The following is a 21,501-nucleotide window of genomic DNA, read 5'->3' on the forward strand; positions in this document are numbered from 1 at the left end:
GCCACCAGGGGCTCACCAGTTGCGCGAGTACCAGTCGAAGCGCAGGCACAGCTTCCCGCCGAGCCAGTACTCCACCCAGTCGCCGAGATCCAGCGGGGAACAGTTCGGCGGCGTGGTCGGCTCCACCGGCGTCGGGGTGGGCGAGGGCTCCGGCTCGTCGGTACGGCCGAACAGCACCGAGCGGTAGACCTCGCTCGACCTCGGGTTGTCCTCGCACTGCCACACGCCGTGCGGACAGTAGTCGGTCAGCGTGTTGTACAGCGGCTTGTGCTCATCCATCCAGGCGAGCATCCGCCGCATGTACTCGGCGTTGTCACCATTGCGGAAGAGTCCCCATTCGGGATAGGAAATGGGCTTGCCGTGCGCTTTGGCGAAGTCCACGTGTTCCTGAAGTCCGTAGGGCTCTTTCACCTGTTCGTCGAACGACATTCCACGCGGTTGGTCGTACGAGTCCATTCCGATGATGTCGACCGTGTCGTCCCCCGGATAGCACTGCGTCCAGGGAATGGCGTCCCTGCCCCGGGTCGGGGTGAAGTCGAAGCGGAATTCCTGGCCCGGCACCGAACGCATGGTGGTGACGATCCTGTTCCAGTACTTCTTCCAGGCCTGCGGGTCGGGGCCGCAGCGATGGGTGTACGTGATGCCGTTCATCTCCCAGCCGGGCACGATCACCGTGTCCGGCACCTTCAGCGCCACCAGGCGTTCGGCCAGACGGCGGAAGTGGTGATCGAAGACACCGGCCGCGCCCTGCCGCAGCAGCAGCCGGACGTGGGCGTCGGAGACCCGCTCCTCGTTGCGCTCCAGCATGGGGACGTTGAGGACGAACATCCGGTCGGCCCGCTCCCGCCGCCAGTTCGCCCAGCTCTCCAGGAAGTCCGGGGCGCCCTCGATGTTGCTCCACCGGTCGCCCGGCAGATAGGTGTGGCCGACCCGCAGCTCGGCGCCGCCCAGCCAGCGGCTGAGCTCGGCGATCCGGGCGACGCCCCGGGAGCCGTAGTCGAGGTAGGCGCCGAAGGCGGGGACGTCCTTCTTCGGTTCGACGGCCGCGGTGGGTGCCGGAGCGGGCGGATCGGCGGATCGTGCCGCCCCCGCGCCCGCGGCGAATCCAGGACCGGACGCCAGGGCGGCGGACGCGACGACCGTCGCCGCGACACACGCCAGCCGCCGGCGGGACCGGCCCGGTCGCTGCTGTGGGGCCATGCCTGCTCCATTCTCCGCACTCGCGGGATCACCTCTTACTGACACTCAGTCATATGAACAGGAATTACGCCACCGCCGTTACGGCTTTCGAGTGCCCCCGCTCGCCCGACCGAAGGAATTGAATCCGTGTCGCTTTTCGACACCCGGGTCCCCGCCGTGCTGCTGCGGATCGACCGGAATCCCTTTCACCACGGAACGCTCGGCGCGGTGCGCTCGCTGGGCCGGGCGGGCGTGTCCGTGCATGTGGTCGCCGACTGCACGGCGTCCCCCGTACGCGCCTCGCGTTTCGTCACGCAGCTCCACCCGCCGCCACCGCCCGGCGCCACCCCGGCCGAGGTCGCGGTGGTGCTGCGCCGGGTGGCCGCCCGGATCGCCCGGCCGGCCGTGCTGATCCCGATGGACGACGCGGGCGCGGTCGCCGTGAACCGGCTGCGCGAGGAGCTGTCCCCCGCCTATCTGCTGCCGCAGCAGCCCGGTTCACTGGCCGAGCGGGTGGCCGACAAGGCCGAACTGGCCGGCCTGTGCGCGGCGGCGGCGGTACCGCACCCGCGGACGGTCGTCCCGGTGAGCGCGGCCGAGGCCGCCGCGGCGGCCTGGCGTCTCGGCCTGCCGGTGGTGGCGAAGTGGAGCCGCCCCTGGCTGCTGCCGCCCGGCAGCGGACTGCGCAGCACGACGGTGCTCCGCTCGGCCCAGCAGGCCGGGGAGTTGTACGCCCGCTCGGCGGAGGCGGGCAGCCGACTGCTCCTCCAGGCCTATCTGCCACCGGGCCCGGACCTGGACTGGTTCTTCCACGGGTACGCCGACCGCGCGGGCACCCTCCGCGCGGGCGGCTCCGGAGTGAAGCACCTGTCCTGGCCCCGGGGCGCGGGCCTGACGGCGGCGGGCCGCTGGACCCCCGACCCCCAGGTACGGGCGCTGGCGGAGGGCCTGGTCTCCGGGCTCGGCTACCGCGGCATCCTCGACCTCGACTTCCGCCGCTGCGGCACGACGGGCCGGTACCACCTGCTGGACTTCAACCCGCGCCCCGGCGCCCAGTTCCGGCTCTTCACGGACACCGCGGACCTGGACGTCGTACGGGCCCTGCACCTGGATCTGACCCACCGTCCGCTGCCGGCGGGGGCCGAGCGACCCGGCCGGCTGTTCGTGGTGGAGAGCTACGCGCCACTGACCGCGCTGCGCCCGGTGCGGGCGGGCCGCGAGGCGGCCTGGTACGCCAGGGACGACCGCAAGCCCGGCTGGGCGATGTGGGCACTGTGGACGCGGCACGCGTCCCGCCGCGTCCTGTCCCGGCTGCGCCGCCTGTTCAGCCGCTCCGCCGCCCCGGCCGACGCCCGGGTGGTCCGCCAGCTGCCCCCACGGGTGACCGACGACGAGAAGGCGAACACCCGCTGACCCACGACCCGCAGTGGTGCCGCTCCGGAAAACGGCGAAGGTGCCGGACGCTGTGGACGTCCGGCACCTTCGCTCGGTTCACCGACGGGACGCGGCCCGGCCTCGTCGGTACAGCACGGCCCCGGCCACGATCAGCGCGGCACTGGCACCGGACGCGGCCAGCGTGGCCTCTCCGGCACCGGTGTCGGCCATCTGCGGCGGCGGCCCGTGGTGCCCCGGGGGAGCCGGGGGCGTTGTCGTCGGCGGCGTCGTGGGAGGCGTCGTCGGCGGCTTGGTGGGCGGCTTCGTCGTCGGCGGCGTCGTCGGCGGCTTCGTGGGCGGCTTCGTCGTCGGGGGCTTGGTCGGCGGGGTGTCGCCGTAGCCGCCGTCCGACGAGTCCTCGTGACCGCCGCAGTCGTTGCCGAACGCGGGGTTCAGCCCGCTGATCACGTCGCCGGTGTTCCCGCACAGCTGCACCGGGGCCTCGACCGGAACGTGCACCCCGTTCCCGCTCCCGACACCGGGCGAGCCCTCGCTCTTCCCGTGCGCCGAGCTGCCGGACGCGTGATGGTCGCCGTGGTCCCGGCCTCGGTCCTGGTCACGGTCCTCGTCGTGGTCCTGGTCGTGGTCCTCGTCGAAGTGGTGGCCGCCGTACCGATCCGCGTCCCCGGCCGTGGCGCAGTCGTTGCCGAAGGACGGGTTGAGCGCCGAGGCCGCGTCGACGGTGTTGCCGCAGGCGTTGACCGGAACGTCGACCGGCGCCGACACGTCGTTGCCGGACAGCAGACCGGGCGAATCCTTCGCGGTCCCGTTCGCGCTCGTGTCGGCGAGGGCGGGAGCGCCGCAGAGGGACAGAATGCTTGTCGCGGCCGCGGCCGCGACCATTCCCCTACTCAGGGTCTGTCGCAATCTCGTTGTCTTCCTGCTGGTAGAAGTGGGAGAAGCCGGCCTCGGAACGGGGAGAAGGTGTCCAAGGCCGGCCGTGACACAAGCCGAGCGGCTGGTGCGTTGAGTCGTCAGCGGTTGATGCAGGTGTTGCCGAACGCCGGGTTCAGCAGCGCGATGACGTTCACGGTGTTGCCGCAGACGTTGACCGGAATGTTGATCGGGACCTGCACGACGTTGCCCGACAGGACACCCGGGGAGTGCTCGGCGACAGCGCCCGCACCCGAGTCGGCGAATGCCGGCGTGGCCATGCCCACGGCCATGAGGGCACCCGCGACAACAGCAGCGCTCTTCTTCATGAACTATCCCTTCTCTGCGGTCATGCCCCTTTGTCGGCCGAAGCCGAGCGAGCACAACAGGAACGGCTCGCACCATGACCGGCAGGCTGTTAAACGAGGGATAGACAGACGAAGAAACTACGGAACGCGAGTCGCCGCTTATTTCACTCGTTCGCCTTCACAGAATTGACACGTAAGAACCACATGCGCATCTCGCGGCGAGCATGAAGAAACCGCCCGGCGATCCCTGGGGAAAGGGGATCACCGGGCGGTTCTGTTCGATCGGCGAGAATCGTCAGCCGTTGCCGAGACCGTTTCCGGACAGCGCCGAGATGTCGCTGAGGATGTGCGACAGCGGCTCGTCACCCTTGGCCTGGGTGGAGTTCTCGGCGCACTGCTGGTTCTGCGGGGCGGACAGGATCGGCACGTCCTGGGCCACGCCGACGGCGGCGAGGATGCCGACGATGCCCTGGAGGTTCGCCTTCACCGGCACACCCGCGCAGAGCTTGTTGACCGAGCCCTGGACCAGGCTGGCCTGCGGGCTCATGTCGCCCTTGGTCACCGAGTTGCCGAACTTGGACTCGGCGTGGTTGCCGCTGGCGGAGGTGGTGCCGCTGTCATCACCGATGGCAAGCGCCTGGGGGGCGGCCGCGGCCGACGCTCCGACGACGGACGCGGTGACCGCGGCGGCGGCCATTGCCTTCTTGAACATTCGCTTTTCCTTTCCTGGGCAGGAGCGCCGTGGGTCCGGACACACCCTGAGGCGAGGCGCAGGTTCCTGCCTCCGCATCAACCCGGTGCGCCAGGATTGGTTTCGCCACTTCACCCGTTCGGGCCGTTCGGCGCACGGAATTCACGGAATGCCGATGTGCGCCATCGGAGTGAATGGCAGCAACCAAGCGGGCCCGCGGCAGTTGACCAGAGCGCTCCGGTGGACGGGGTTTCTCCAGAAGGGACTAGCAAGTGATCAAGAAGGTTCTGGCTTCCGCCGCGGTCGCCGCCTCCGTCGTCGGGGCCGCCTCGCCGGCCATGGCCATCGGCAACGACGACGGCACCAAGTCCGCCAGCGGCAACGGCGCGTCGCAGTCGTTCGGCAACTCCGCCACGTACGGCCACATGAGCCCGCAGATGGCGCTCATCCAGGGCTCGTTCAACAAGCCCTGCATCGGTCTGCCGGCCAAGGCCAACCTCCAGGGCATCCTCGGTCTCGGCGCGGTCGGCGTCCTGCAGGACGTGCCGATCCTGTCGGCGCCGCAGAACCAGCAGTGCGTCGAGAACTCCACCCAGGCCAAGGGCGACGAGCCCCTGTCGCACATCCTGGACGACATCTCCGTCCTCGCCGGCAACGGCCTCGACAACCACTGAAGTACCGGGCTGCACTGAGCCCCCGTCAGCGGGCCGCCGGATCACCGGCGGCCCGCTGTTGTGCGTTCACTCCCGGTCCCGGCCCGCGGGAGCGCGCGGGTCCGCTCGCGAGGGCGCTCGGGGCGGGGCGTGCGCGCTGGGCCAATCGGGGCAAAGCCCGCAACCCTCTCGGGGGTGAGGGCGTTGACGATCATGCAGCTCCTCCCCCGGAGTCCGCTTTTCGAAGGGAACGAACATGAAGAAGCTGTGGGCAACCGCGGCTATCGCCACCTCCGTCGCCGGTGTCTCGGCGGCCACCGCGGCGCCGGCGCTCGCGATCGGCGACGACAACGGCACCACGTCCGCCAGCGGCAACGGCGCCAAGCAGGAGTTCGGCAACTCGGCCACGTTCGGTGACATGAGCCCGCAGCTCTCGCTGGTCCAGGGTTCGCTGAACAAGCCCTGCATCGGCCTGCCGGCGAAGCTCAACGCCCAGGGTCTGCTCGGTGTCGTGGCCGTCGGCGTCCTGCAGGACGTGCCGATCCTGTCGGCGCCGCAGAACCAGCAGTGCGTCGAGAACTCCACCCAGGCCAAGGGCGACGAGCCCCTGTCGCACATCCTGGACGACATCTCGGCCCTGTCGGGCAACGGCGCGGGCAACGGCTGAGCCTCCACCGCGTAGCGGCGGGCCACCGGGTTTTCCCGGTGGCCCGCTTTGCTGTGCCTCAGCCGCGGTAGAGGGCCTCGATCTCCTCCTCGTAGGCCCGGATCACCGTGTGCCGTTTGACCTTCAGGGACGGGGTCAGCATGCCGTTCTCCTCGCTGAACTCGCCTCCGACCAGGGTGAAGGCGCGGATCGACTCGGCCCGGGAGACCGCCTCGTTGGCGTAGTCGACGGCCCTTTGGACGTCGGCGCGGATGCGCTCGTCGCGGACGAGTTCGGACAGCGGGGTGTCCGCGGGGAGTTTGCGGACCGACAGCCAGTGGGCGATCGCCTCGGGGTCGAGGGTGATCAGGGCTCCGACGAAGGGGCGGTTGTCGCCGACGACGAGGCACTGGCCGACGGGCGCGCGGCTGCGCAGCCGGTCCTCCAGGACCGCCGGGGAGACGTTCTTGCCGCCGGAGGTGACGATGAGGTCCTTCTTGCGGCCGGTGATGGTGAGATAGCCCTCCTCGTCGAGGGAGCCCAGGTCGCCGGTGGCGAACCAGTCGCCCTCCAGTACGGCGTCGGTGGCGGCCGGGTTGTTCCAGTACGACGAGAAGACGATGCCGCCCTTGATCAGGACCTCGCCGTCGTCGGCGATGCGGACGGCGGTACCGGGGACCGGGGGGCCGACCGTGCCGGGGCGGGGTTTGAGGGGCGGGACGATGGTGGCGGCGGCGGTGGTCTCGGTCAGGCCGTAGCCCTCGTAGATGATGATCCCGGCCGCGTAGAAGAACAGGTTGAGGTTGCGGTCGAGGGGGGAGCCGCCGCTGATCGCGTAGCGCATGCGGCCGCCGAGCTCCTTGCGGACGCGGCGGTAGACCAGCAGGTCGTACAGGGCCCAGGCGGCGTACAGGCCGGGTCCTGGGCCCTTGCCGGTGCCGAGGAAGCGGTTCAGATACGCCTCGCCGAAGCGGACGGCGATGCGGTCGGCGCGGTCGAAGGAGGCGGCGCGGCCCATCTTCTCGGCGGTGGCGCGGCCGGTGTCGTGGATCTTCTCGAAGAGATACGGCACGCCGACGATGAAGGTCGGGCGGAACTCCTTGAGCGCCGGGCGGAGTTCGTCGGGTTTCACGCTCGGGCAGTGGCCGACCTCGATGCGGGCCATCAGACAGGAGATCTGGAGGCTGCGGCCGAGGATGTGGGCGAGCGGGAGGAACAGCAGGGTGGACGGGATCTGGCGGGTGACCTCGCGGAACACCGGCAGCATCAGTTCCACGGTGTTGGCGGCCTCGGCGTACAGGTTGGCGTGGGTGAGCACACAGCCCTTGGGGCGGCCGGTGGTGCCGGAGGTGTAGCAGACCGTGGCGACGGTGTCGGCGGTGAGCGTCGTACGGCGCTTGGTGATCTCCTCGTCGGGGACGTCCCGGCCGAGGACGGTGAGGTCGGTGAGGGCGCCGGCGTCCAGTTCCCAGATGCGCGGGGCGACTTGGTGGTCCGCGGTGCCGGTCGTCACCGTGGCGGAGTTGTCCGCGGTCTCGGTGACGACGTGGCCGGCGCCGGAGTCGCGGACGATCCAGTCCACCTGCTCCGCGGAGGAGGTGGGGTAGATCGGCACGGACTGGCCGCCCGCGGCCCAGATCGCGAAGTCCAGCAGGGTCCACTCGTAGCGGGTGCGGGACATCACCGCGACCCGGCCGCCGGGTTCCAGCCCCGCGGCGACGAGGCCCTTGGCGACGGCGGTGACCTCCTGGGCGAAGGCGGTGGCGGTGACGGGCTGCCAACGGCCTTCGGTCCTGCGGCGCAGGACCACCGCCTCCGGTGCCTCGGCGGCATTGGTGAAGGGGATGTCGGCCGGGGTGCCGGTGGGGCGGGGAGGGGCGAGCGGCGGGATACGGGCCTCGCGGACCGTGCCGTCCTCGCCCCTGGTGACCTCGACCCTGGTGCGGGTCAGCAGGTCCGTACGGTGCTTCGCGCGCTTCAGATCCTTGCGTACGCCCATGACGGCTCCCGGTCGCGACTCTGCGGCTCGGACTTGCGGGGTTTCGCCTTACTCAAGGGTCAACTTACTCACGCGTAGCCTGAGGTCAATGGGTACGGCCGGGAGACCCGCGGTCACATCATGCGGTCCGCCCGGTCGATCGCCTCACCGAGTTCACGTACCTCGTCGTCCTCGGTGCGCTCCGCCAACTCATCGGCCCGCTCGCCGAGTTCGTCCAGGCCCGGGGCGCCGGGCAGGGAGGCCCACTCGTCGCCTCCGCGGCGCAGGGCGTCGGCGAAGTAGGCGGCCACCGCTGTTACCTGGAAGCGCGGGTTCGTGCTCCAGAGGGTGTCGGCCAGGGTGCCGGACTCCAGCTGCTCCGATTCCTCGTGCGGGGCGCGGGACTTGGGGTCCAGCCAGCGGACGGTCGCCGTGGCCAGGTGGCCCCGCGCGTCCGGCGCCGTACGGACGGCGTACAGGGCGGTCACCGTGTGCCCCGGACCGGTCTCGCCGCCGTCGACCGAGTCGTCGCGGAAGTCCTCGTCGTCCACCTGGCGGTTGTCGTAGCCGATCAGGCGGAACTCCTCGACGTTCTCCGGGTCGAAGGCCACCTGCGCCTTGGCGTCCCGGGCCGTCAGGTCGATGTTGCGCGGGAGTTCCTCGCTGAACACCTTGTGGGCCTCGGCCTCGCCGGAGACGTAGACCGTGTGGCCGTCGCCCTTGTCGGCCAGGCGTTCCATCAGCGCGTCGCCGTACTCGCTGCCGACCCCCACGCCGAAGAGGGTGATGCCGTACTCCTTACGGGCGCCCTCGATGCGTTCGAGGATGGTGTCGGCGTCCGTGTCACCGGTGTTGGCGAGGGCGTCGGAGATCAGGACCACGCGGTTGGTCGCGCCCTCCCGCAGACCGTCGGTGGCCGTGGCGTAGCCGCGCTCCACGCCCGCGCCGAGGTTGGTGGAGTAGGTCGGCTCCATGGAGTCGATCGCGTCGTGGATCTCGTCGCGGTTGCCGCCCACCCGCGTCATCGGCAGGACCGTCTCCGCCTCGTCGCTGAAGGTCACGATCGCGACCGAGTCGTCCTCGCGCAGCCGGTCCGTCATCACGCCGAGGGAGTCCTGGGCCAGGTCCAAGCGGCCCTCCTCGCTCATCGAGCCGGAGATGTCGATGACGAACGTCAGGGCCGCGGGCGGGCGTTCGCCCTCGTCCTCGGCGGCCCGGGTGGCGAGGCCGACGCGGACCAGCGACCAGTCCTCGTGGTCGGTGCGCGCGCCGTCCACGGTCACCGAGAAGCCGTCGCCGTCGGGGCGGTCGTAGTCCTGGCGGAAGCTGTTGACGAACTCCTCGGGGCGGACCGTCCAGGGGTCCGGGAGGCGGCCCTCGGAGAGGGTGCGGCGGGCGTAGCCGTAGGAGGCGGTGTCGACGTCCAGGGCGAAGGTGGAGAGATGGTCGGGGGCCGGGGCGACCTCCCGGGAGGAGTCGTCGGACCGCTCGCCGCTCTCATCGCCGTACTGGCCGCTGTCGGGGGCCGGGGCCGGGTGGTAGCCGTCGCTCTTGTCCGTGGTCTCCTGGGCGCTGTTGTCGTCGCTAGCGCCGCAGCCCGTCAGCAGCAGGCCCGCCGCCGTGAGTGCGAGGACCGCTCGCCGCCACCGTCGTCGCTCCATCGTCCGTTCCCCCTTGGTCCGTTGACGTCGACTTCTGTGACTGTGACGGGGCAAGGGGGCGGAACGTGCGACACAGAGCGTTGCGGGTGGGTCTCGAAGTGGGCACGGCGGAGGGCCGTCGAGACCGGTAGGTGATCTTCCGTTGACCTACGACACCACGTCCTTGCGGGCGAAACCGCGGAAGGCCAGCGCGAACAGGACGACGGCGTACGTTACCGAAACGGCGACACCCTGGATCATGCCGGACCACTCGGGGGTGGGCTGTACGGCGTCCGCCCAGGCGAACTGCCAGTGCGCGGGCAGGAAGTGGCGCCAGTCGCCGAGGGCGGTCACCGCGTCCAGGACGTTGCCGACGATCGTCAGGCCGACCGCGCCGCCGACCGCGCCGAGCGGGGCGTCGGTCTTCGTCGACAGCCAGAACGCCAGTCCCGCGGTGACCAGTTGGGAGACGAAGATGTACCCGACGACCACCACCAAGCGCTGCGCGGCGGTGCCCGCGTCGAGCGAGCCGCCGGTGGGGATGGCCAGCGGGCCCCAGCCGTAGGCGGCGGTGCCGACGGCCAGCGCGACGACCGGCAGCAGGATCATCGCGGCGAGGCTGAGACCGAGCCCGACCACGAGCTTGGACCACAGCAGCCGGGCCCGGGGCACGGGCGCCGCGAGCAGATAGCGCAGGGAGGACCAGCCGGCCTCCGAGGCGACCGTGTCGCCGCAGAACAGGGCGACCGGGATGACCAGCAGGAAGCCCGCGGAGACGAACAGGTTCACGGCGGCGAAGTTGGCGCCGGAGGAGGTGGCCGTGTCCATCAGGGTGATGCGGTCGCCGCGGCCGCCCGGCTCGCCGCCGATGGCGAAGGCGATCAGCAGGACGAAGGGCAGCGCGGCCAGGATCGCGCCCATCACCAGGGTGCGGCGGCGCTTGAGCTGGCGGACCAGTTCGACGCGCAGCGGCAGGGTGCGGCCCGCCTGGTAGCCGGAGGCGACCTCGGTGAGCGTGCTCATGCGGAACCTCCGATCAGGGTGAGGAAGGCGTCCTCCAGGCGGCGGTGCGGGCCGACGGACTCCACGGGCACTTCCAGCCGTACGAGTTCGGCGACCAGGCGGGCCGCGCTGCCGTCGGCGTCCAGGCGGACGAGGAGTCCGTCGTCGGTCCGTACCGCGGAGGCGATGCCCGGCAGGGCGGCGACCTTCTCGGCGACCGGCTCCTCGACCGGGGCGGCCGTGCCGACGAGCAGGGTGTCGCCGGAGCCGACGATCTCGCCGACGGGGCCGGCCTGGACGAGCCGGCCGCGGTCCATGACCACGAGGTGGGTGCAGGTCTGCTCGACCTCCGCCAGCAGATGGCTGGAGACGATCACCGTGCGTCCGGCGGCCGCGTACCGGATCATCACCTCGCGCATCTCGCGGATCTGCGGCGGGTCCAGGCCGTTGGTCGGCTCGTCGAGGATCAGCAGGTCGGGCAGGCCGAGCATGGCCTGGGCGATGGCCAGGCGCTGGCGCATGCCCTGGGAGTAGGTGCGTACCGCGCGGGCGAGCGCGTCGCCGAGACCGGCGATCTCCAGGGCCTCGTCCAGGTGGGCGTCCTCGGCGGAGCGGCCGGTGGCGGCCCAGTACAGCTCCAGGTTCTCCCGGCCGGACAGATGCGGCAGGAAGCCCGCGCCCTCGACGAAGGCGCCGACGCGGGAGAGGACCGGGGCGCCGGGGCGGATGGCGTGGCCGAAGACGCGGATCTGGCCGCCGTCCGGGCCGATCAGGCCCATCAGCATGCGCAGGGTCGTCGTCTTGCCCGCGCCGTTCGGGCCGAGCAGCCCGAGGACCTGGCCCTTCTCCACACGGAAGGAGAGGTCGCGGACGCTGTAGCGGTCGCCGCCCGCGTACTTCTTGCTCAACTCGGTGATCTGGAGCGGGACGTCGGCCAGCTCGGGGTCGGGGGCGGGGCCCGCGGTGCGGCGGCGGGCGGTCAGCAGCAGGGCCGCGGCGACCAGCACACCGGCGATCGGCAGCCACCAGACCCACGCGGGCAGCGGCGCGGCGGCGGTGCTCACGCCGGGGGCCGTGGGCACGGTCAGGTCGCTCTTGAGGGAGACGGTGTACGTGGCCGGGGCGGTCGGGGAGGCGTAGCCGAGGTCCGTGGAGGCGAGGACCAGGCGGAGCCGGTGGCCCTTGTCGATCTCGTGGTCGACGGCGGGGAGCGTGATCGTCACGTCCTTGCCGGACTTCGCGTCCTCGACGCGCAGGGGGGTGACGAGCTGGGACGGCAGCACCTGCTGGGTGCCGTCGGCGCCGACGTCGTACACCTTGGCGAAGAGGACGGCGTCCTCGCCGGTGGACTTCACATGGACGGTGACCGTCGGGGAGCCGGTGACGCGCAGGTCGTCGGCGACGGGGGCCGAGTCGAAGCGGGCGTACTGGCCGGGGAAGTCGAGGGAGACGCCGACGCCGAGGGAGGAGAGCTGGGCGAGGCCGCCGCCCCCGCCGAGCCCTGGCAGGGCGGAGATGGCGGGCGGTGCGGCACCGGCCGGGTTGGCGAAGCTCTGCTCGCGGCCGGTCAGGGCGACGGACTTCGGGCCGCTCCCCAGACCGGGGTAGCTGTCCCCGCTCGCGCCCCGCAACTGGGCCTCGCCGTCGGTGGAGTCGACGCCGCCGGTGCGGGTGACGCGGAAGGCGGGGCCGGTGTCGGCGGCCTCGTCACCCTTGAGGTACCGGTCGAACCAGCCCTGGACGCGAGCCCGGACCCGGTCGGCCTCCATGTCGCCGCCGTCGTGGCCGCCCGCGATCCAGTCGACGTCGACGGGGGCGCCGTTGGCCCGGATCGCCTTCGCGGCGGCGTCGGCCTGGCCGAGCGGGAAGAGGGAGTCGGTCTGCCCCTGCACCAGCAGCGTGGGAACCCTGATGCGGTCGGCGACGGCGGACGGCGAGCGCTCCTCCAGCAGCTCGCGGGCCTCGGCGTCCGGGGTGCCGGACTCGGCGACCCGGTCGTACATCCGGCACAGCGTGGCCTCGAACCGGTCGCAGCCGCCGGCGGTGTTGACGAAGATCCCGGCCCAGAGCTTCTTGAAGACGCCGTTCGGGAAGAGGGCGTCGGCGAGGTTCCAGTAGGTCACCGCCGGGGCTATGGCGTCGACGCGGTCGTCGTACCCGGCGCCGAGGAGGCTGATCGCGCCGCCGTAGGAGGCACCCGCCATGCCGACGCGGGGGTCGCCCGCCTTGTCGAGCCGGACCTGGGGCTGCTCGGCGAGCCAGTCGATCAGCTTCGACACGTCGGCGACCTCGGCCTTCGGGTCGTTGAGGCCGACCTCGCCGGTGGACCTGCCGAAGCCGCGGGCCGACCAGGTCAGCACCGCGTACCCATCGGCGGCCAGCTCCTCGGCCTGCTCGCGCACATCGTCCTTGCTGCCGCCGAAGCCGTGGCCCAGCAGGACGGCGGGGCGGCGCTCGTCCCCGGCGGTGGTGAAGTACGAGGTGTCAAGACGTACGCCGTTCACCGACATCACCCGGTCCGCGCGGCGCACCGCGGGCCCGTCGTCGGAGGCGACCGCCGTCCAGGTGCCGGCACCGGCGAACACGACGACGGCGGCCCCGGCGGCCAGCAGACGCCGGGGCCGCCGGAACGGCCCTCGCAGTCGAAGATCCATGTTTCAACGGTACGGGGTGAACCTGTCGGAGAGTTATCGACCGCAGGCCGAACCGGCTGACCTACCAGGGGCGTACGGGGACCGCTCGGCATACCGCGCCCGCGGTACGAGGACCGCTGTTCGAGGAGCCACACGATCAACTGAAGCCGGGCGAAACGGCACACCCAGCTCCCGCCGGCGGCAGACCCTTGAAGGTCCCCCCACTGAAGGCCCCCCACTGCGAACGGAGACGCCCTGTGCGCATCACCGACATCCAGCGCTGCGAGGTCCGGCCCGGACAGCTCGTCGAGTGGACGCTCTCTCCGGCGACCGTCGCGAGAGCCGCGCTGCTGCCGGACGACACACGGCCACCGGCGTACATCCAGGAGTCGCACATCAGGACCGCCAGGACCGTGCGCGAGGACGGTCTGTTCGTCCCGACCTGGCTGGGCACCGCCTTCGACATCCCGGGCCCGGTCGACCTCGACGCCCTCCAGGACGCCCTGCGCGGCTGGACGCTGCGGCACGAGACACTGCGCAGCGGCTTCCGGCCGGACGGGGACGAACTGCGCCGGTTCACCCTCGGCACGCGCGAGGTGTCCCTGCACCGTGAGGTCGTCGGCGACTTCGACGACGCGGGTGAGCTGGTGCGGCACCTCCAGAACCGTTTCGACGTGGCCGCGGACGCGCTGCGCTGGCCGAACCTGATCTACACGGCGGTCGTGCGGGACGACGGGGCCAGCGTGTACATGGCCTTCGACCACAGCAATGTGGACGCCTACTCCATCCACCGCATCCCCGCCGAGATCCACGAGCTCTACGCGGCGGGGCTCGCGGGCCGGGCCGTGGAGCAGCCACCGGTGAGCAGTTACATCGACTTCTGCGAGATCGAGCGGGCGGACGCGGACCGGATCGACGCGGGGCACGAGGTTGTCGGGCGCTGGCGGGAGTTCATCGGGCGCTGCGACGGGAGGCTGCCGGGGTTCCCGGTGGATCTCGGTCTTGAGCCCGGGGGGCCGCTGCCGACGCAGAAGCTGATGAGCGAGCCGCTGGTGGGCGCGGAGGACGCCGCCGCGTTCGAGGCGTACTGCCGTCCCTACGGCGGCAGTCTGGTCGGGTTGCTGGCGGCCACCGCGCTGATCGTGCGGGAGATCGGCGGGCAGTCCGTCTATCGCACGGTCGTGCCCTTCCATACGCGGGTGAAGTCGCGCTGGTCGGAGTCCGTGGGGTGGTACGTCGGGGGTGCGCCGATCGAGGTTCCGCTGGTGCCGGTGCCGGACTTCGCGGGTGCGCTGAGGAGTGTGCGCGAGCAGTTGCAGGCCGCGCGGCCGCTGGCGCGGATGCCGTTGGCCCGGGTGCTGGCGTTGCTGGGGGCGGACTTCCGGCCCACCTCGCCCGATCTGTACTCGATCGTGTCGTACCTCGACGCCCGGGGGATTCCCGGTGCGGCCGACTGGGCCGAGCAGTCGGCGTACGGGCTGATCAGGGTGTCGTACGGGGATCAGGTCTGTGTGTGGGTGAACCGGCTGCACGAGGGGTTGTGGTTCGCCGGCCGGTATCCGGATACGGATGTCGCCTACAAGAACATGTCGCTCTATGTGGAGCGGTTGCGTGACGTGATTGCGGGGGTTCGGGGCTAGTGCGGCGTCAGTTGGTCCTCGGGGAGTGAGACCAGCCACCGCGTGTCCCGCCTCGGGCGCAGGTACAGCGCCCAGTACAGCGTGGCCGCCGCCGTGATGCCGCCCGTCCAGAGCAGGTACTCCGTCTCCTGCTGGGTCAGGATGTAGGCGAGGACCACGATCAGCAGGAGCGGCATCGCGGGCCACAGGGGCATGCGCCAGGCGGGGGTGTGGCGGTGGGCGCCTCGTCGGGAGAGCAGGGCGGCCACCGCCACCAGGAGGTACATGCCGGTCACCGAGACGCCTGTCACGCCGTAGAGGGTGTCCAGGTTGACGAAGCAGAGGGCGGCGCCGGGGACGCCCACCGCCAGGGTCGCGACCCACGGGGAGCCGAAGCGGCCGAGCTTGGCGAAGACCGTGTTCACCGGCTGGGGCCAGGCCTTGTCGCGGGCGGAGGCGAACAGGACGCGGGAGTTCTGAATCACCATGACGATGCCCGCGTTGATGATCGCGAGGGCCACGCAGAGGCTGACGAAGGTGCCGACCGCGGAGCTGGACCAGGCGGTGACCATGGAGCCGATGTCGCCGCCGGTCAGTTCGGCGAGGTCGGAGGCGCCGAGGGTGATGCCGATGACCGGGACCAGGATGATCACCGCGGAGATGCCGAGGGTGGCCAGCACCGTACGGGCGACGTTCCTGCGCGGGTGCTCCAGTTCCTCGGAGAGGTAGACGGCGGTGGAGAAGCCCTGGGTGACGAAGAGGGCGATGGCGAGCCCGGAGACGATCAGCATGGCCGTCACGGTGTCCGGGCCGCCGTCCGCCCCCGCGACCTGGAGCGAGACCAGGCTGTCCGGTCCGCGCTCGGCGTGGGCGAAGCCGAGGACCGCGACGATGGCCGCGGCGATGACCTCCAGGACCAGGAAGACACCGGTGATCCAGGCGTTGGCGCGCAGGTCCAGCAGACCGGCGAGGGTGGCCAGTAGCATCACCCCGGCGCCCGCCAGCGCGGGGTCCAGGTGGACGACCGGGGCGAGATAGTCGGCGGTGCCCATCGCGATCACGGGCGGCACGATCATCACGACCAGCAGGGAGAGGACGAAGACCAGCCAGCCCGCGAGCCGTCCGGCCAGCGTGGTGACCATCGCGTACTCGCCGCCCGCGCTGGGGATCAGGGTGCCGAGCTCGGAGTAGCAGAACGCCACAGCGATACAGAGCAGGGAGCCGATCGCGATGGTGAGGGCAGTGGCGGTGCCGAGCGAGCCGAACAGATCCGGGACGACCACGAAGAGGGTGGAGGCCGGGGTCACGCAGGAGAGCGTGAGCAGAGTGCCGCCGACGACCCCGATGGAACGCTTCAGTTCCGGTGCCGGAACCGATCCGGTGACCGATGCGTCATCGGTGGCGGTGGACTTCTCCAGCGTGTCGGTCATGCGGCGGTTCCGATCGACTCGTGCGGCAGTGGTTCGGAATGGAACACCGACGAAAACCAGTGCGTCAATGGCTGTCTGGCTACGAAATCCGTAGCAAGAACGGCCTCTTGATCGCGTAAACAGCAGAACAGGCAAGCCATTCCCGTTCCTGCCGCGGTACGGGAACCGCAAGGTGAAGGTCGAAAAAACTGCCGGGGTCCGGCATACGGACGTGTCAGTGGGGACCGTTAGAGTCCGTGTGTCACACAGCGAAAACACAGTCGATGGGGCGGGGACACAGATGAAGCTGAGGCACACCACGGCCTGGGTGGGGCTCACGGCGGCGGCTCTGATGACGGCCACCGCGTGCGGTTCCGAGGCGGCCAAGGGCACGGCGGACAAGGCGGCCGAGGCGGTCACCAACACCGACAAGATCATGGCGGCGCTCGCCCGCGCCACCGACCGGACCGAGGAACTGGGCTCGGCCGAGGTGAGCATGTCCACCGATCTGGGCACCGGCACCCCGATAGCCATGGACGGCACCTACTCGTGGGGCAACGGCATGGCCTACGACATCCAGATGGACACCAAGGCCGCCCAGATGGAGTCCCTCCAGGACGACCCGACCATCCACTGTCTGCTCGTCGATGGCGTCTACTACTACGACGTCGACCCGCAGGCCTCCGGCCCGATCGCGGGCAAGGAGTGGATCAAGGTCGACTCCTCCGCCGTGTTCGGCGACAGCGGCAGCCAGGCCTACAAGGGCGGCGGCGACAGCGGCAACCCGACGGCCTCCCTGAAGGGCCTGAAGTACGCCGACGACGTCGAGGACCTCGGCACCGAGACGGTCAACGGCCAGAGCACCCACCACTACCGCGCGGTCCTCGACCAGGAGGACCTGGGCCAGTTCAAGGAGGCCTACAGCGGCGAGGACAGCATGCTGGGCGACATGACCGGCGGCGCCGCCACCATGGAAATGGACATCTGGGTCAACGACAAGGACCTGCCGGTCCGGCTGAAGCAGGTCATGGGCACCATGACGGTCTCCATGGACTTCGCCAAGTTCGGTGCCACCAAGGACATCGACGCCCCGCCGGCCGCCCAGACCGCCGACCTGACCGAGGCCCTCAAGGAGGCCAACGGCCAGTGACACGACAGGGCCCCGGGCACGTGGATCGCCACCTGCCCGGGGCCCGATCGTGCGCTCAGTGGTTGCGCGGGAAGCCCAGGTCGACGCCGGTCGGGGCCTCGGACGGGTCCGGCCAGCGGGTGGTGACGACCTTGCCGCGGGTGTAGAAGTGCGTGCCGTCGTTGCCGTAGATGTGGTGGTCGCCGAAGAGGGAGTCCTTCCAGCCGCCGAAGCTGTGGTAGCCGACGGGGACCGGGATCGGGACGTTTACGCCGACCATGCCGGCCTCGATCTCCAGCTGGAAGCGGCGGGCGGCGCCGCCGTCCCGGGTGAAGATCGCGGTGCCGTTGCCGAACGGCGAGCTGTTGATGAGGGCCACGCCCTCCTCGTAGGTCTCCGCGCGCAGCACGCACAGGACGGGGCCGAAGATCTCGTCCGTGTACGCCTTCGCGCCGGTCGGCACCTTGTCCAGGAGCGAGATGCCGATCCAGTGGCCGTCCTCGAAGCCGTCGACGGTGTAGCCGGTGCCGTCCAGGACGACCTCGCAGCCCTCGGCCGCCGCGCCCTCTACGTAGGAGGCCACCTTGTCGCGGTGTACGGCCGTGATGAGCGGGCCCATCTCGGAGGTCGGGTCGTTGCCGGGGCCGATCTTGATCTTCTCGGCGCGCTCGCGGATCTTCTCCACCAGCTCGTCGCCGATCGAGCCGACCGCCACGACCGCGGAGATCGCCATGCAGCGCTCGCCCGCGGAGCCGTAGGCGGCGGACACCGCAGCGTCGGCGGCCGCGTCCAGGTCCGCGTCGGGGAGGACCAGCATGTGGTTCTTGGCGCCGCCGAGCGCCTGGACGCGCTTGCCGTTTGCGGAGGCGGTGGTGTGGATGTAGCGGGCGATCGGGGTCGAGCCGACGAACGACACCGCCTTGACGTCGGGGTGCTCAAGGAGGCGGTCGACGGCCACCTTGTCGCCGTGCACGACGTTGAAGACGCCGTCCGGCAGGCCCGCCTCGGCCAGCAGCTCGGCGAGCTTGACGGCCGCCGAGGGGTCCTTCTCGCTCGGCTTGAGCACGAAGGTGTTGCCGCAGGCGATGGCGATCGGGAACATCCACATCGGGACCATCGCCGGGAAGTTGAACGGCGTGATGCCCGCGACCACGCCCAGCGGCTGGCGGATCGAGGAGACGTCCACGCGGCTGGCGACCTGTGTCGACAGCTCACCCTTCAGCTGCACGTTGATGCCGCAGGCCAGGTCGACGATCTCCAGGCCGCGCGCGACCTCGCCGAGGGCGTCGGAGTGCACCTTCCCGTGCTCGGCGGTGATCAGCTCGGCGATGGCGTCCCGGTTGGCGTCCAGCAGCGCCCGGAACTTGAACAGGATCGTGGTGCGCTGGGCCAGCGAGGACTGGCCCCAGGTCAGGTACGCCTCCTTGGCGGCGGCGACCGCGGCGTCCACCTCGTCGACCGAGGCGAAAGCGACCTTCGTGGTGACCGCGCCGGTGGCCGGGTCGGTGACCGGCCCGTAATTACCCGACGCGCCTTCGGCGGTCTTGCCGCCGATCCAGTGGTTGACGATCTTCGTCATGACCAAGAACTCCTTCACAGATGGCGGCGTCGAGCAGAGACGTGCCGTTCGTACAGCTCACGGGCCTTGACCGCCGACGGTCGGGTCGCGGTCTCGGCCACAGGAACATCCCACCAGGCCTGTGCCTCGGGCGCGCCCGACACTGTGTCTGTCGTTTCGGTCTCCACGTAGACACATGTGGGAGTGTCGGCGGCCCGTGCCTCGGCGAGCGCCGCCCGCAGGTCCCGGACGGTTTTCGCGCGCAGCACGCGCATGCCGAGGCTGGCCGCGTTGGCGGCGAGATCGACCGGGAGCGGGGCGCCCGTATAGGTGCCGTCGGCGGCCGGGAAGCGGTAGGCGGTGCCGTACCGCTCGCCGCCCACCGACTCCGACAGACCGCCGATGGACGCGTACCCGTGGTTCTGCACGAGCAGCATCTTGACGGCGATGCCCTCCTGCACGGCGGTGACGATCTCGGTCGGCATCATCAGATACGTACCGTCGCCGACGAGCGCCCAGACGTTGCGCTCGGGAGCGGCGAGCTTGACGCCGATCGCGGCCGGGATCTCGTAGCCCATGCAGGAGTAGCCGTACTCCAGGTGGTACTGGTCGGACGAGCGGGCCCGCCACAGCTTGTGCAGATCGCCCGGGAGCGAACCGGCCGCGTTGATGATCACGTCCGTCTCGTCGACGATCGCGTCCAGCGCGCCGATGACCTGCGGCTGAGTGGGCCGTACGTCCGGTTCGGCGGCCTCGAAGCAGGCGTCGACGCGCTGCTCCCAGAGCTCCTTGCCCTCGGCGTACCCGGCGGCGTAGGTGGCGGCGACCCGGTGGTCGTGCATCTGGAGCGCCTCGGTCAGCTCCATCAGGCCGCTGCGGGCGTCCGCGACCAGCGGCAGCCCGCCGAGCTTGTGGCCGTCGTAGGGGGCGATGTTGAGGTTGAGGAAGCGGACGCCGGGCTCCTGGAAGAGGGTGCCGGAGGCGGTGGTGAAGTCGGTGTACCGGGTACCCACGCCGATCACCAGGTCGGCGGTACGGGCCAGCTCGTCGGCGGTGGCGGTGCCGGTGTGGCCGATGCCGCCGACGTCCTGGGGGTGGTCGTGGCGCAGCGAGCCCTTGCCGGCCTGGGTGGAGGCGACCGGGATGCCGGTGACGGACGCGAACTCGGCGAGGGCCTCCTCGGCGCGGCTGTGGTGGACTCCGCCGCCCGCGACGACGAGGGGCCGGCGGGCGGCGCGGATCGCCGTCACGGCCTCGGCCAGCTCGGTCGGGTCGGCGCCCGGACGGCGTACCGTCCAGACCCGCTCGGCGAAGAACTCCTCCGGCCAGTCGTACGCCTCGGCCTGCACGTCCTGCGGCAGGGCGAGGGTGACGGCGCCGGTCTCGACCGGGTCGGAGAGCACCCGTACGGCCTGGAGGGCGGCCGGGATCAGGGCCTCGGGGCGGGTGATCCGGTCGAAGTACTTCGACACCGGGCGCAGACAGTCGTTGACGCTGAGGTCGCCCGCGTACGGCACTTCGAGCTGCTGGAGCACCGGGTCGGCCGGGCGGGTGGCGAAGGTGTCGCCGGGCAGCAGGAGCACCGGGAGGTGGTTGATGGTCGCGAGGGCGGCGCCGGTGACCAGGTTGGTCGCGCCCGGGCCGATCGACGTCGTCACCGCGTGGGTGGACAGCCGGTTCGACTGACGGGCGTAGCCCACGGCCGCGTGCACCATGGACTGCTCGTTGCGGCCCTGGTGGTACGGCATCACCTCGGCGTGCTCGACGAGCGCCTGGCCGAGCCCGGCGACGTTGCCGTGGCCGAAGATGCCCCAGGTCGCGCCGATCAGCCGGTGCCGTACGCCGTCGCGCTCGGTGTACTGCGCGGCGAGGAAACGGACCAGCGCCTGCGCGACGGTCAGCCGGGTCGTCGTCGTCATCGGTAGCCCTCCGTGTGGTCGGGGTGGAAACAGATCCGCCACTCCCGGGTCTCCCCCGGGCCCGCCATCACGTTCAGGTAGTACATGTCATGGCCGGGCTGGGCGATCGACGGGCCGTGCCAGCCGTCGGGGACGAGCACGACATCACCGGAACGGACCTCCGCGAGTACGTCGGAGCCACCCTCGCGGGACGGGGAGACGCGCTGGTAGCCGAAGCCGTGCGGGCCGTCGATCTCGAAGTAGTAGATCTCCTCCAGCTCCGACTCCTCCCCCGGCCGGTGCTCGTCGTGCTTGTGCGGCGGGTACGAGGACCAGTTGCCGCCGGGGGTGATCACCTCGACGGCGATGAGCCGGTCGCACTCGAAGGCGTCGGCGGAGGCGAAGTTGCGCACATGGCGCAGCCGGTTGCCGCTGCCGCGCTCCTCCCTGGGGACCTCCGGCGCGGGGCCGTAGCGGGCGGGGAGTCGTCGCTCGCACCTTGCTCCTGCCAAAGCAAAGCGGCCACCCGCGCCGGAGGCGATCTGTGCCCGGGCGTCTCGGGGTACGTACGCGAAGTCAGTGACCGACGCGAAGACGCTTTCCCGGCCCAGGAGTTGGAACTCCTGCTGTGCTGTGCGCACCGTACAGCCGCCGTTGAGGGGCAGCACGATCCACTCGCTGTCCCCGGCGTCGAAGGTGTGTGTGCCGCCCGGCTCCAGCCCCACGATCCGCAGCGCGCTGTGGGTCCAGCCGGCCCGCTTCGGATCGATGTCGAGCGTGTAGTGCCCGTCCGCGGTCGCGCCCCTGGGGACGTACAGCTCCCTGTCCCTGCTCGTCGTGTTCATGCGGCC

Annotated in this window: 17 protein-coding genes; 5 read left to right on the forward strand and 12 right to left on the reverse strand. The window is 70.9% G+C overall.

All coding sequences use genetic code 11. The features are described 5' to 3' along the window. Window positions 1–12: 12 nt before the first annotated feature. Window positions 13–1,200 (reverse strand): glycoside hydrolase family 26 protein, encoded by a 1,188-nt coding sequence (locus tag STRCI_RS15285; RefSeq protein WP_269659497.1) that lies wholly within the window; start codon window positions 1,198–1,200, stop codon window positions 13–15. A gap of 126 nt (window positions 1,201–1,326) precedes the next feature. Between STRCI_RS15285 and STRCI_RS15290 the strand changes: the two genes are divergently transcribed. Then, window positions 1,327–2,592, forward strand: a complete 1,266-nt coding sequence (locus STRCI_RS15290; protein WP_269659498.1) for a carboxylate--amine ligase — start codon at window positions 1,327–1,329, stop codon at window positions 2,590–2,592. 78 nt (window positions 2,593–2,670) lie between these two features. On the opposite strand, the gene STRCI_RS15295 is transcribed toward STRCI_RS15290, so the two are convergent. The 3 genes from STRCI_RS15295 to STRCI_RS15305 form a co-directional block, all read right to left on the reverse strand. Beyond that, window positions 2,671–3,456 carry a chaplin gene (locus STRCI_RS15295; protein WP_269659499.1) on the reverse strand — a complete coding sequence of 262 codons (786 nt, stop codon included), beginning with the start codon at window positions 3,454–3,456 and terminating at the stop codon, window positions 2,671–2,673. Between the two features lie 131 nt (window positions 3,457–3,587). Then, the gene (locus STRCI_RS15300; protein ID WP_269659500.1) at window positions 3,588–3,815 is read right to left on the reverse strand and encodes a chaplin; all 228 of its coding nucleotides are present in this window, start codon (window positions 3,813–3,815) and stop codon (window positions 3,588–3,590) included. 274 nt (window positions 3,816–4,089) lie between these two features. Continuing rightward, a complete protein-coding gene (locus STRCI_RS15305) occupies window positions 4,090–4,506 on the reverse strand; it encodes a rodlin (RefSeq protein WP_269659501.1) in 417 nt (138 codons plus the stop codon). A gap of 251 nt (window positions 4,507–4,757) precedes the next feature. On the opposite strand from STRCI_RS15305, the gene STRCI_RS15310 reads away from it, so the two are divergent. Both STRCI_RS15310 and STRCI_RS15315 read left to right on the forward strand, forming a co-directional pair. Continuing rightward, a complete protein-coding gene (locus STRCI_RS15310) occupies window positions 4,758–5,159 on the forward strand; it encodes a rodlin (protein ID WP_269659502.1) in 402 nt (133 codons plus the stop codon). Between the two features lie 235 nt (window positions 5,160–5,394). Then, on the forward strand, window positions 5,395–5,805 hold the full coding sequence (locus STRCI_RS15315; RefSeq protein ID WP_269659503.1) for a rodlin: 411 nt from the start codon (window positions 5,395–5,397) through the stop codon (window positions 5,803–5,805). A gap of 58 nt (window positions 5,806–5,863) precedes the next feature. On the opposite strand, the gene STRCI_RS15320 is transcribed toward STRCI_RS15315, so the two are convergent. From STRCI_RS15320 to STRCI_RS15335, 4 genes are all read right to left on the reverse strand, one after another. Beyond that, window positions 5,864–7,783, reverse strand: coding sequence for an AMP-dependent synthetase/ligase (locus STRCI_RS15320; protein ID WP_269659504.1), 1,920 nt, complete (start codon window positions 7,781–7,783; stop codon window positions 5,864–5,866). A gap of 113 nt (window positions 7,784–7,896) precedes the next feature. Then, on the reverse strand, window positions 7,897–9,423 hold the full coding sequence (locus STRCI_RS15325; protein ID WP_269659505.1) for a vWA domain-containing protein: 1,527 nt from the start codon (window positions 9,421–9,423) through the stop codon (window positions 7,897–7,899). Between the two features lie 147 nt (window positions 9,424–9,570). Further along, window positions 9,571–10,425 carry an ABC transporter permease gene (locus tag STRCI_RS15330; protein WP_269659506.1) on the reverse strand — a complete coding sequence of 285 codons (855 nt, stop codon included), beginning with the start codon at window positions 10,423–10,425 and terminating at the stop codon, window positions 9,571–9,573. Further along, on the reverse strand, window positions 10,422–13,058 hold the full coding sequence (locus STRCI_RS15335) for a CocE/NonD family hydrolase (RefSeq protein WP_269659507.1): 2,637 nt from the start codon (window positions 13,056–13,058) through the stop codon (window positions 10,422–10,424). The genes STRCI_RS15330 and STRCI_RS15335 overlap by 4 nt, the downstream gene beginning before the upstream one ends. A gap of 236 nt (window positions 13,059–13,294) precedes the next feature. Here STRCI_RS15335 and STRCI_RS15340 point away from each other — a divergent pair, with 236 nt between their 5' ends. Further along, on the forward strand, window positions 13,295–14,677 hold the full coding sequence (locus STRCI_RS15340; protein ID WP_269659508.1) for a condensation domain-containing protein: 1,383 nt from the start codon (window positions 13,295–13,297) through the stop codon (window positions 14,675–14,677). Here STRCI_RS15340 and STRCI_RS15345 read toward each other — a convergent pair. Beyond that, the gene (locus STRCI_RS15345) at window positions 14,674–16,086 is read right to left on the reverse strand and encodes an APC family permease (protein ID WP_269659509.1); all 1,413 of its coding nucleotides are present in this window, start codon (window positions 16,084–16,086) and stop codon (window positions 14,674–14,676) included. The genes STRCI_RS15340 and STRCI_RS15345 overlap by 4 nt on opposite strands. Window positions 16,087–16,366: 280 nt before the next feature. On the opposite strand from STRCI_RS15345, the gene STRCI_RS15350 reads away from it, so the two are divergent. Further along, window positions 16,367–17,215 carry an SCO4651 family lipoprotein gene (locus tag STRCI_RS15350; protein ID WP_269659510.1) on the forward strand — a complete coding sequence of 283 codons (849 nt, stop codon included), beginning with the start codon at window positions 16,367–16,369 and terminating at the stop codon, window positions 17,213–17,215. Window positions 17,216–17,270: 55 nt separating this feature from the next. On the opposite strand, the gene mmsA is transcribed toward STRCI_RS15350, so the two are convergent. Genes mmsA through iolB form a run of 3 tightly spaced genes read right to left on the reverse strand, consistent with a single transcriptional unit; the run spans window position 17,271 to window position 21,495 of the window. Beyond that, window positions 17,271–18,773, reverse strand: coding sequence for a CoA-acylating methylmalonate-semialdehyde dehydrogenase (gene mmsA / locus STRCI_RS15355; RefSeq protein WP_269659511.1), 1,503 nt, complete (start codon window positions 18,771–18,773; stop codon window positions 17,271–17,273). A gap of 14 nt (window positions 18,774–18,787) precedes the next feature. Further along, window positions 18,788–20,671: a 3D-(3,5/4)-trihydroxycyclohexane-1,2-dione acylhydrolase (decyclizing) gene (iolD, locus tag STRCI_RS15360; RefSeq protein WP_269659512.1), complete on the reverse strand. Its 1,884-nt coding sequence runs from the start codon at window positions 20,669–20,671 to the stop codon at window positions 18,788–18,790. Continuing rightward, window positions 20,668–21,495 (reverse strand): 5-deoxy-glucuronate isomerase, encoded by an 828-nt coding sequence (gene iolB / locus STRCI_RS15365; RefSeq protein ID WP_269659513.1) that lies wholly within the window; start codon window positions 21,493–21,495, stop codon window positions 20,668–20,670. Before iolB ends, iolD begins: the two co-directional genes overlap by 4 nt. Window positions 21,496–21,501: the final 6 nt, after the last annotated feature.

The organism is Streptomyces cinnabarinus (genome assembly GCF_027270315.1).
Taxonomy (GTDB): domain Bacteria; phylum Actinomycetota; class Actinomycetes; order Streptomycetales; family Streptomycetaceae; genus Streptomyces; species Streptomyces cinnabarinus.

Coding starts and splice junctions, on each gene's coding strand:
- STRCI_RS15285 (WP_269659497.1), bottom strand. CDS start 1,200: ATGGCCCCACAGCAGCGACCGGGCCGGTCCCGCCGGCGGCTGGCGTGT.
- STRCI_RS15295 (WP_269659499.1), bottom strand. CDS start 3,456: ATGGTCGCGGCCGCGGCCGCGACAAGCATTCTGTCCCTCTGCGGCGCT.
- STRCI_RS15300 (WP_269659500.1), bottom strand. CDS start 3,815: ATGAAGAAGAGCGCTGCTGTTGTCGCGGGTGCCCTCATGGCCGTGGGC.
- STRCI_RS15305 (WP_269659501.1), bottom strand. CDS start 4,506: ATGTTCAAGAAGGCAATGGCCGCCGCCGCGGTCACCGCGTCCGTCGTC.
- STRCI_RS15315 (WP_269659503.1), top strand. CDS start 5,395: ATGAAGAAGCTGTGGGCAACCGCGGCTATCGCCACCTCCGTCGCCGGT.
- STRCI_RS15320 (WP_269659504.1), bottom strand. CDS start 7,783: ATGGGCGTACGCAAGGATCTGAAGCGCGCGAAGCACCGTACGGACCTG.
- STRCI_RS15325 (WP_269659505.1), bottom strand. CDS start 9,423: ATGGAGCGACGACGGTGGCGGCGAGCGGTCCTCGCACTCACGGCGGCG.
- STRCI_RS15330 (WP_269659506.1), bottom strand. CDS start 10,425: ATGAGCACGCTCACCGAGGTCGCCTCCGGCTACCAGGCGGGCCGCACC.
- STRCI_RS15335 (WP_269659507.1), bottom strand. CDS start 13,058: ATGGATCTTCGACTGCGAGGGCCGTTCCGGCGGCCCCGGCGTCTGCTG.
- STRCI_RS15345 (WP_269659509.1), bottom strand. CDS start 16,086: ATGACCGACACGCTGGAGAAGTCCACCGCCACCGATGACGCATCGGTC.
- STRCI_RS15350 (WP_269659510.1), top strand. CDS start 16,367: ATGAAGCTGAGGCACACCACGGCCTGGGTGGGGCTCACGGCGGCGGCT.
- mmsA (WP_269659511.1), bottom strand. CDS start 18,773: ATGACGAAGATCGTCAACCACTGGATCGGCGGCAAGACCGCCGAAGGC.
- iolD (WP_269659512.1), bottom strand. CDS start 20,671: ATGACGACGACGACCCGGCTGACCGTCGCGCAGGCGCTGGTCCGTTTC.
- iolB (WP_269659513.1), bottom strand. CDS start 21,495: ATGAACACGACGAGCAGGGACAGGGAGCTGTACGTCCCCAGGGGCGCG.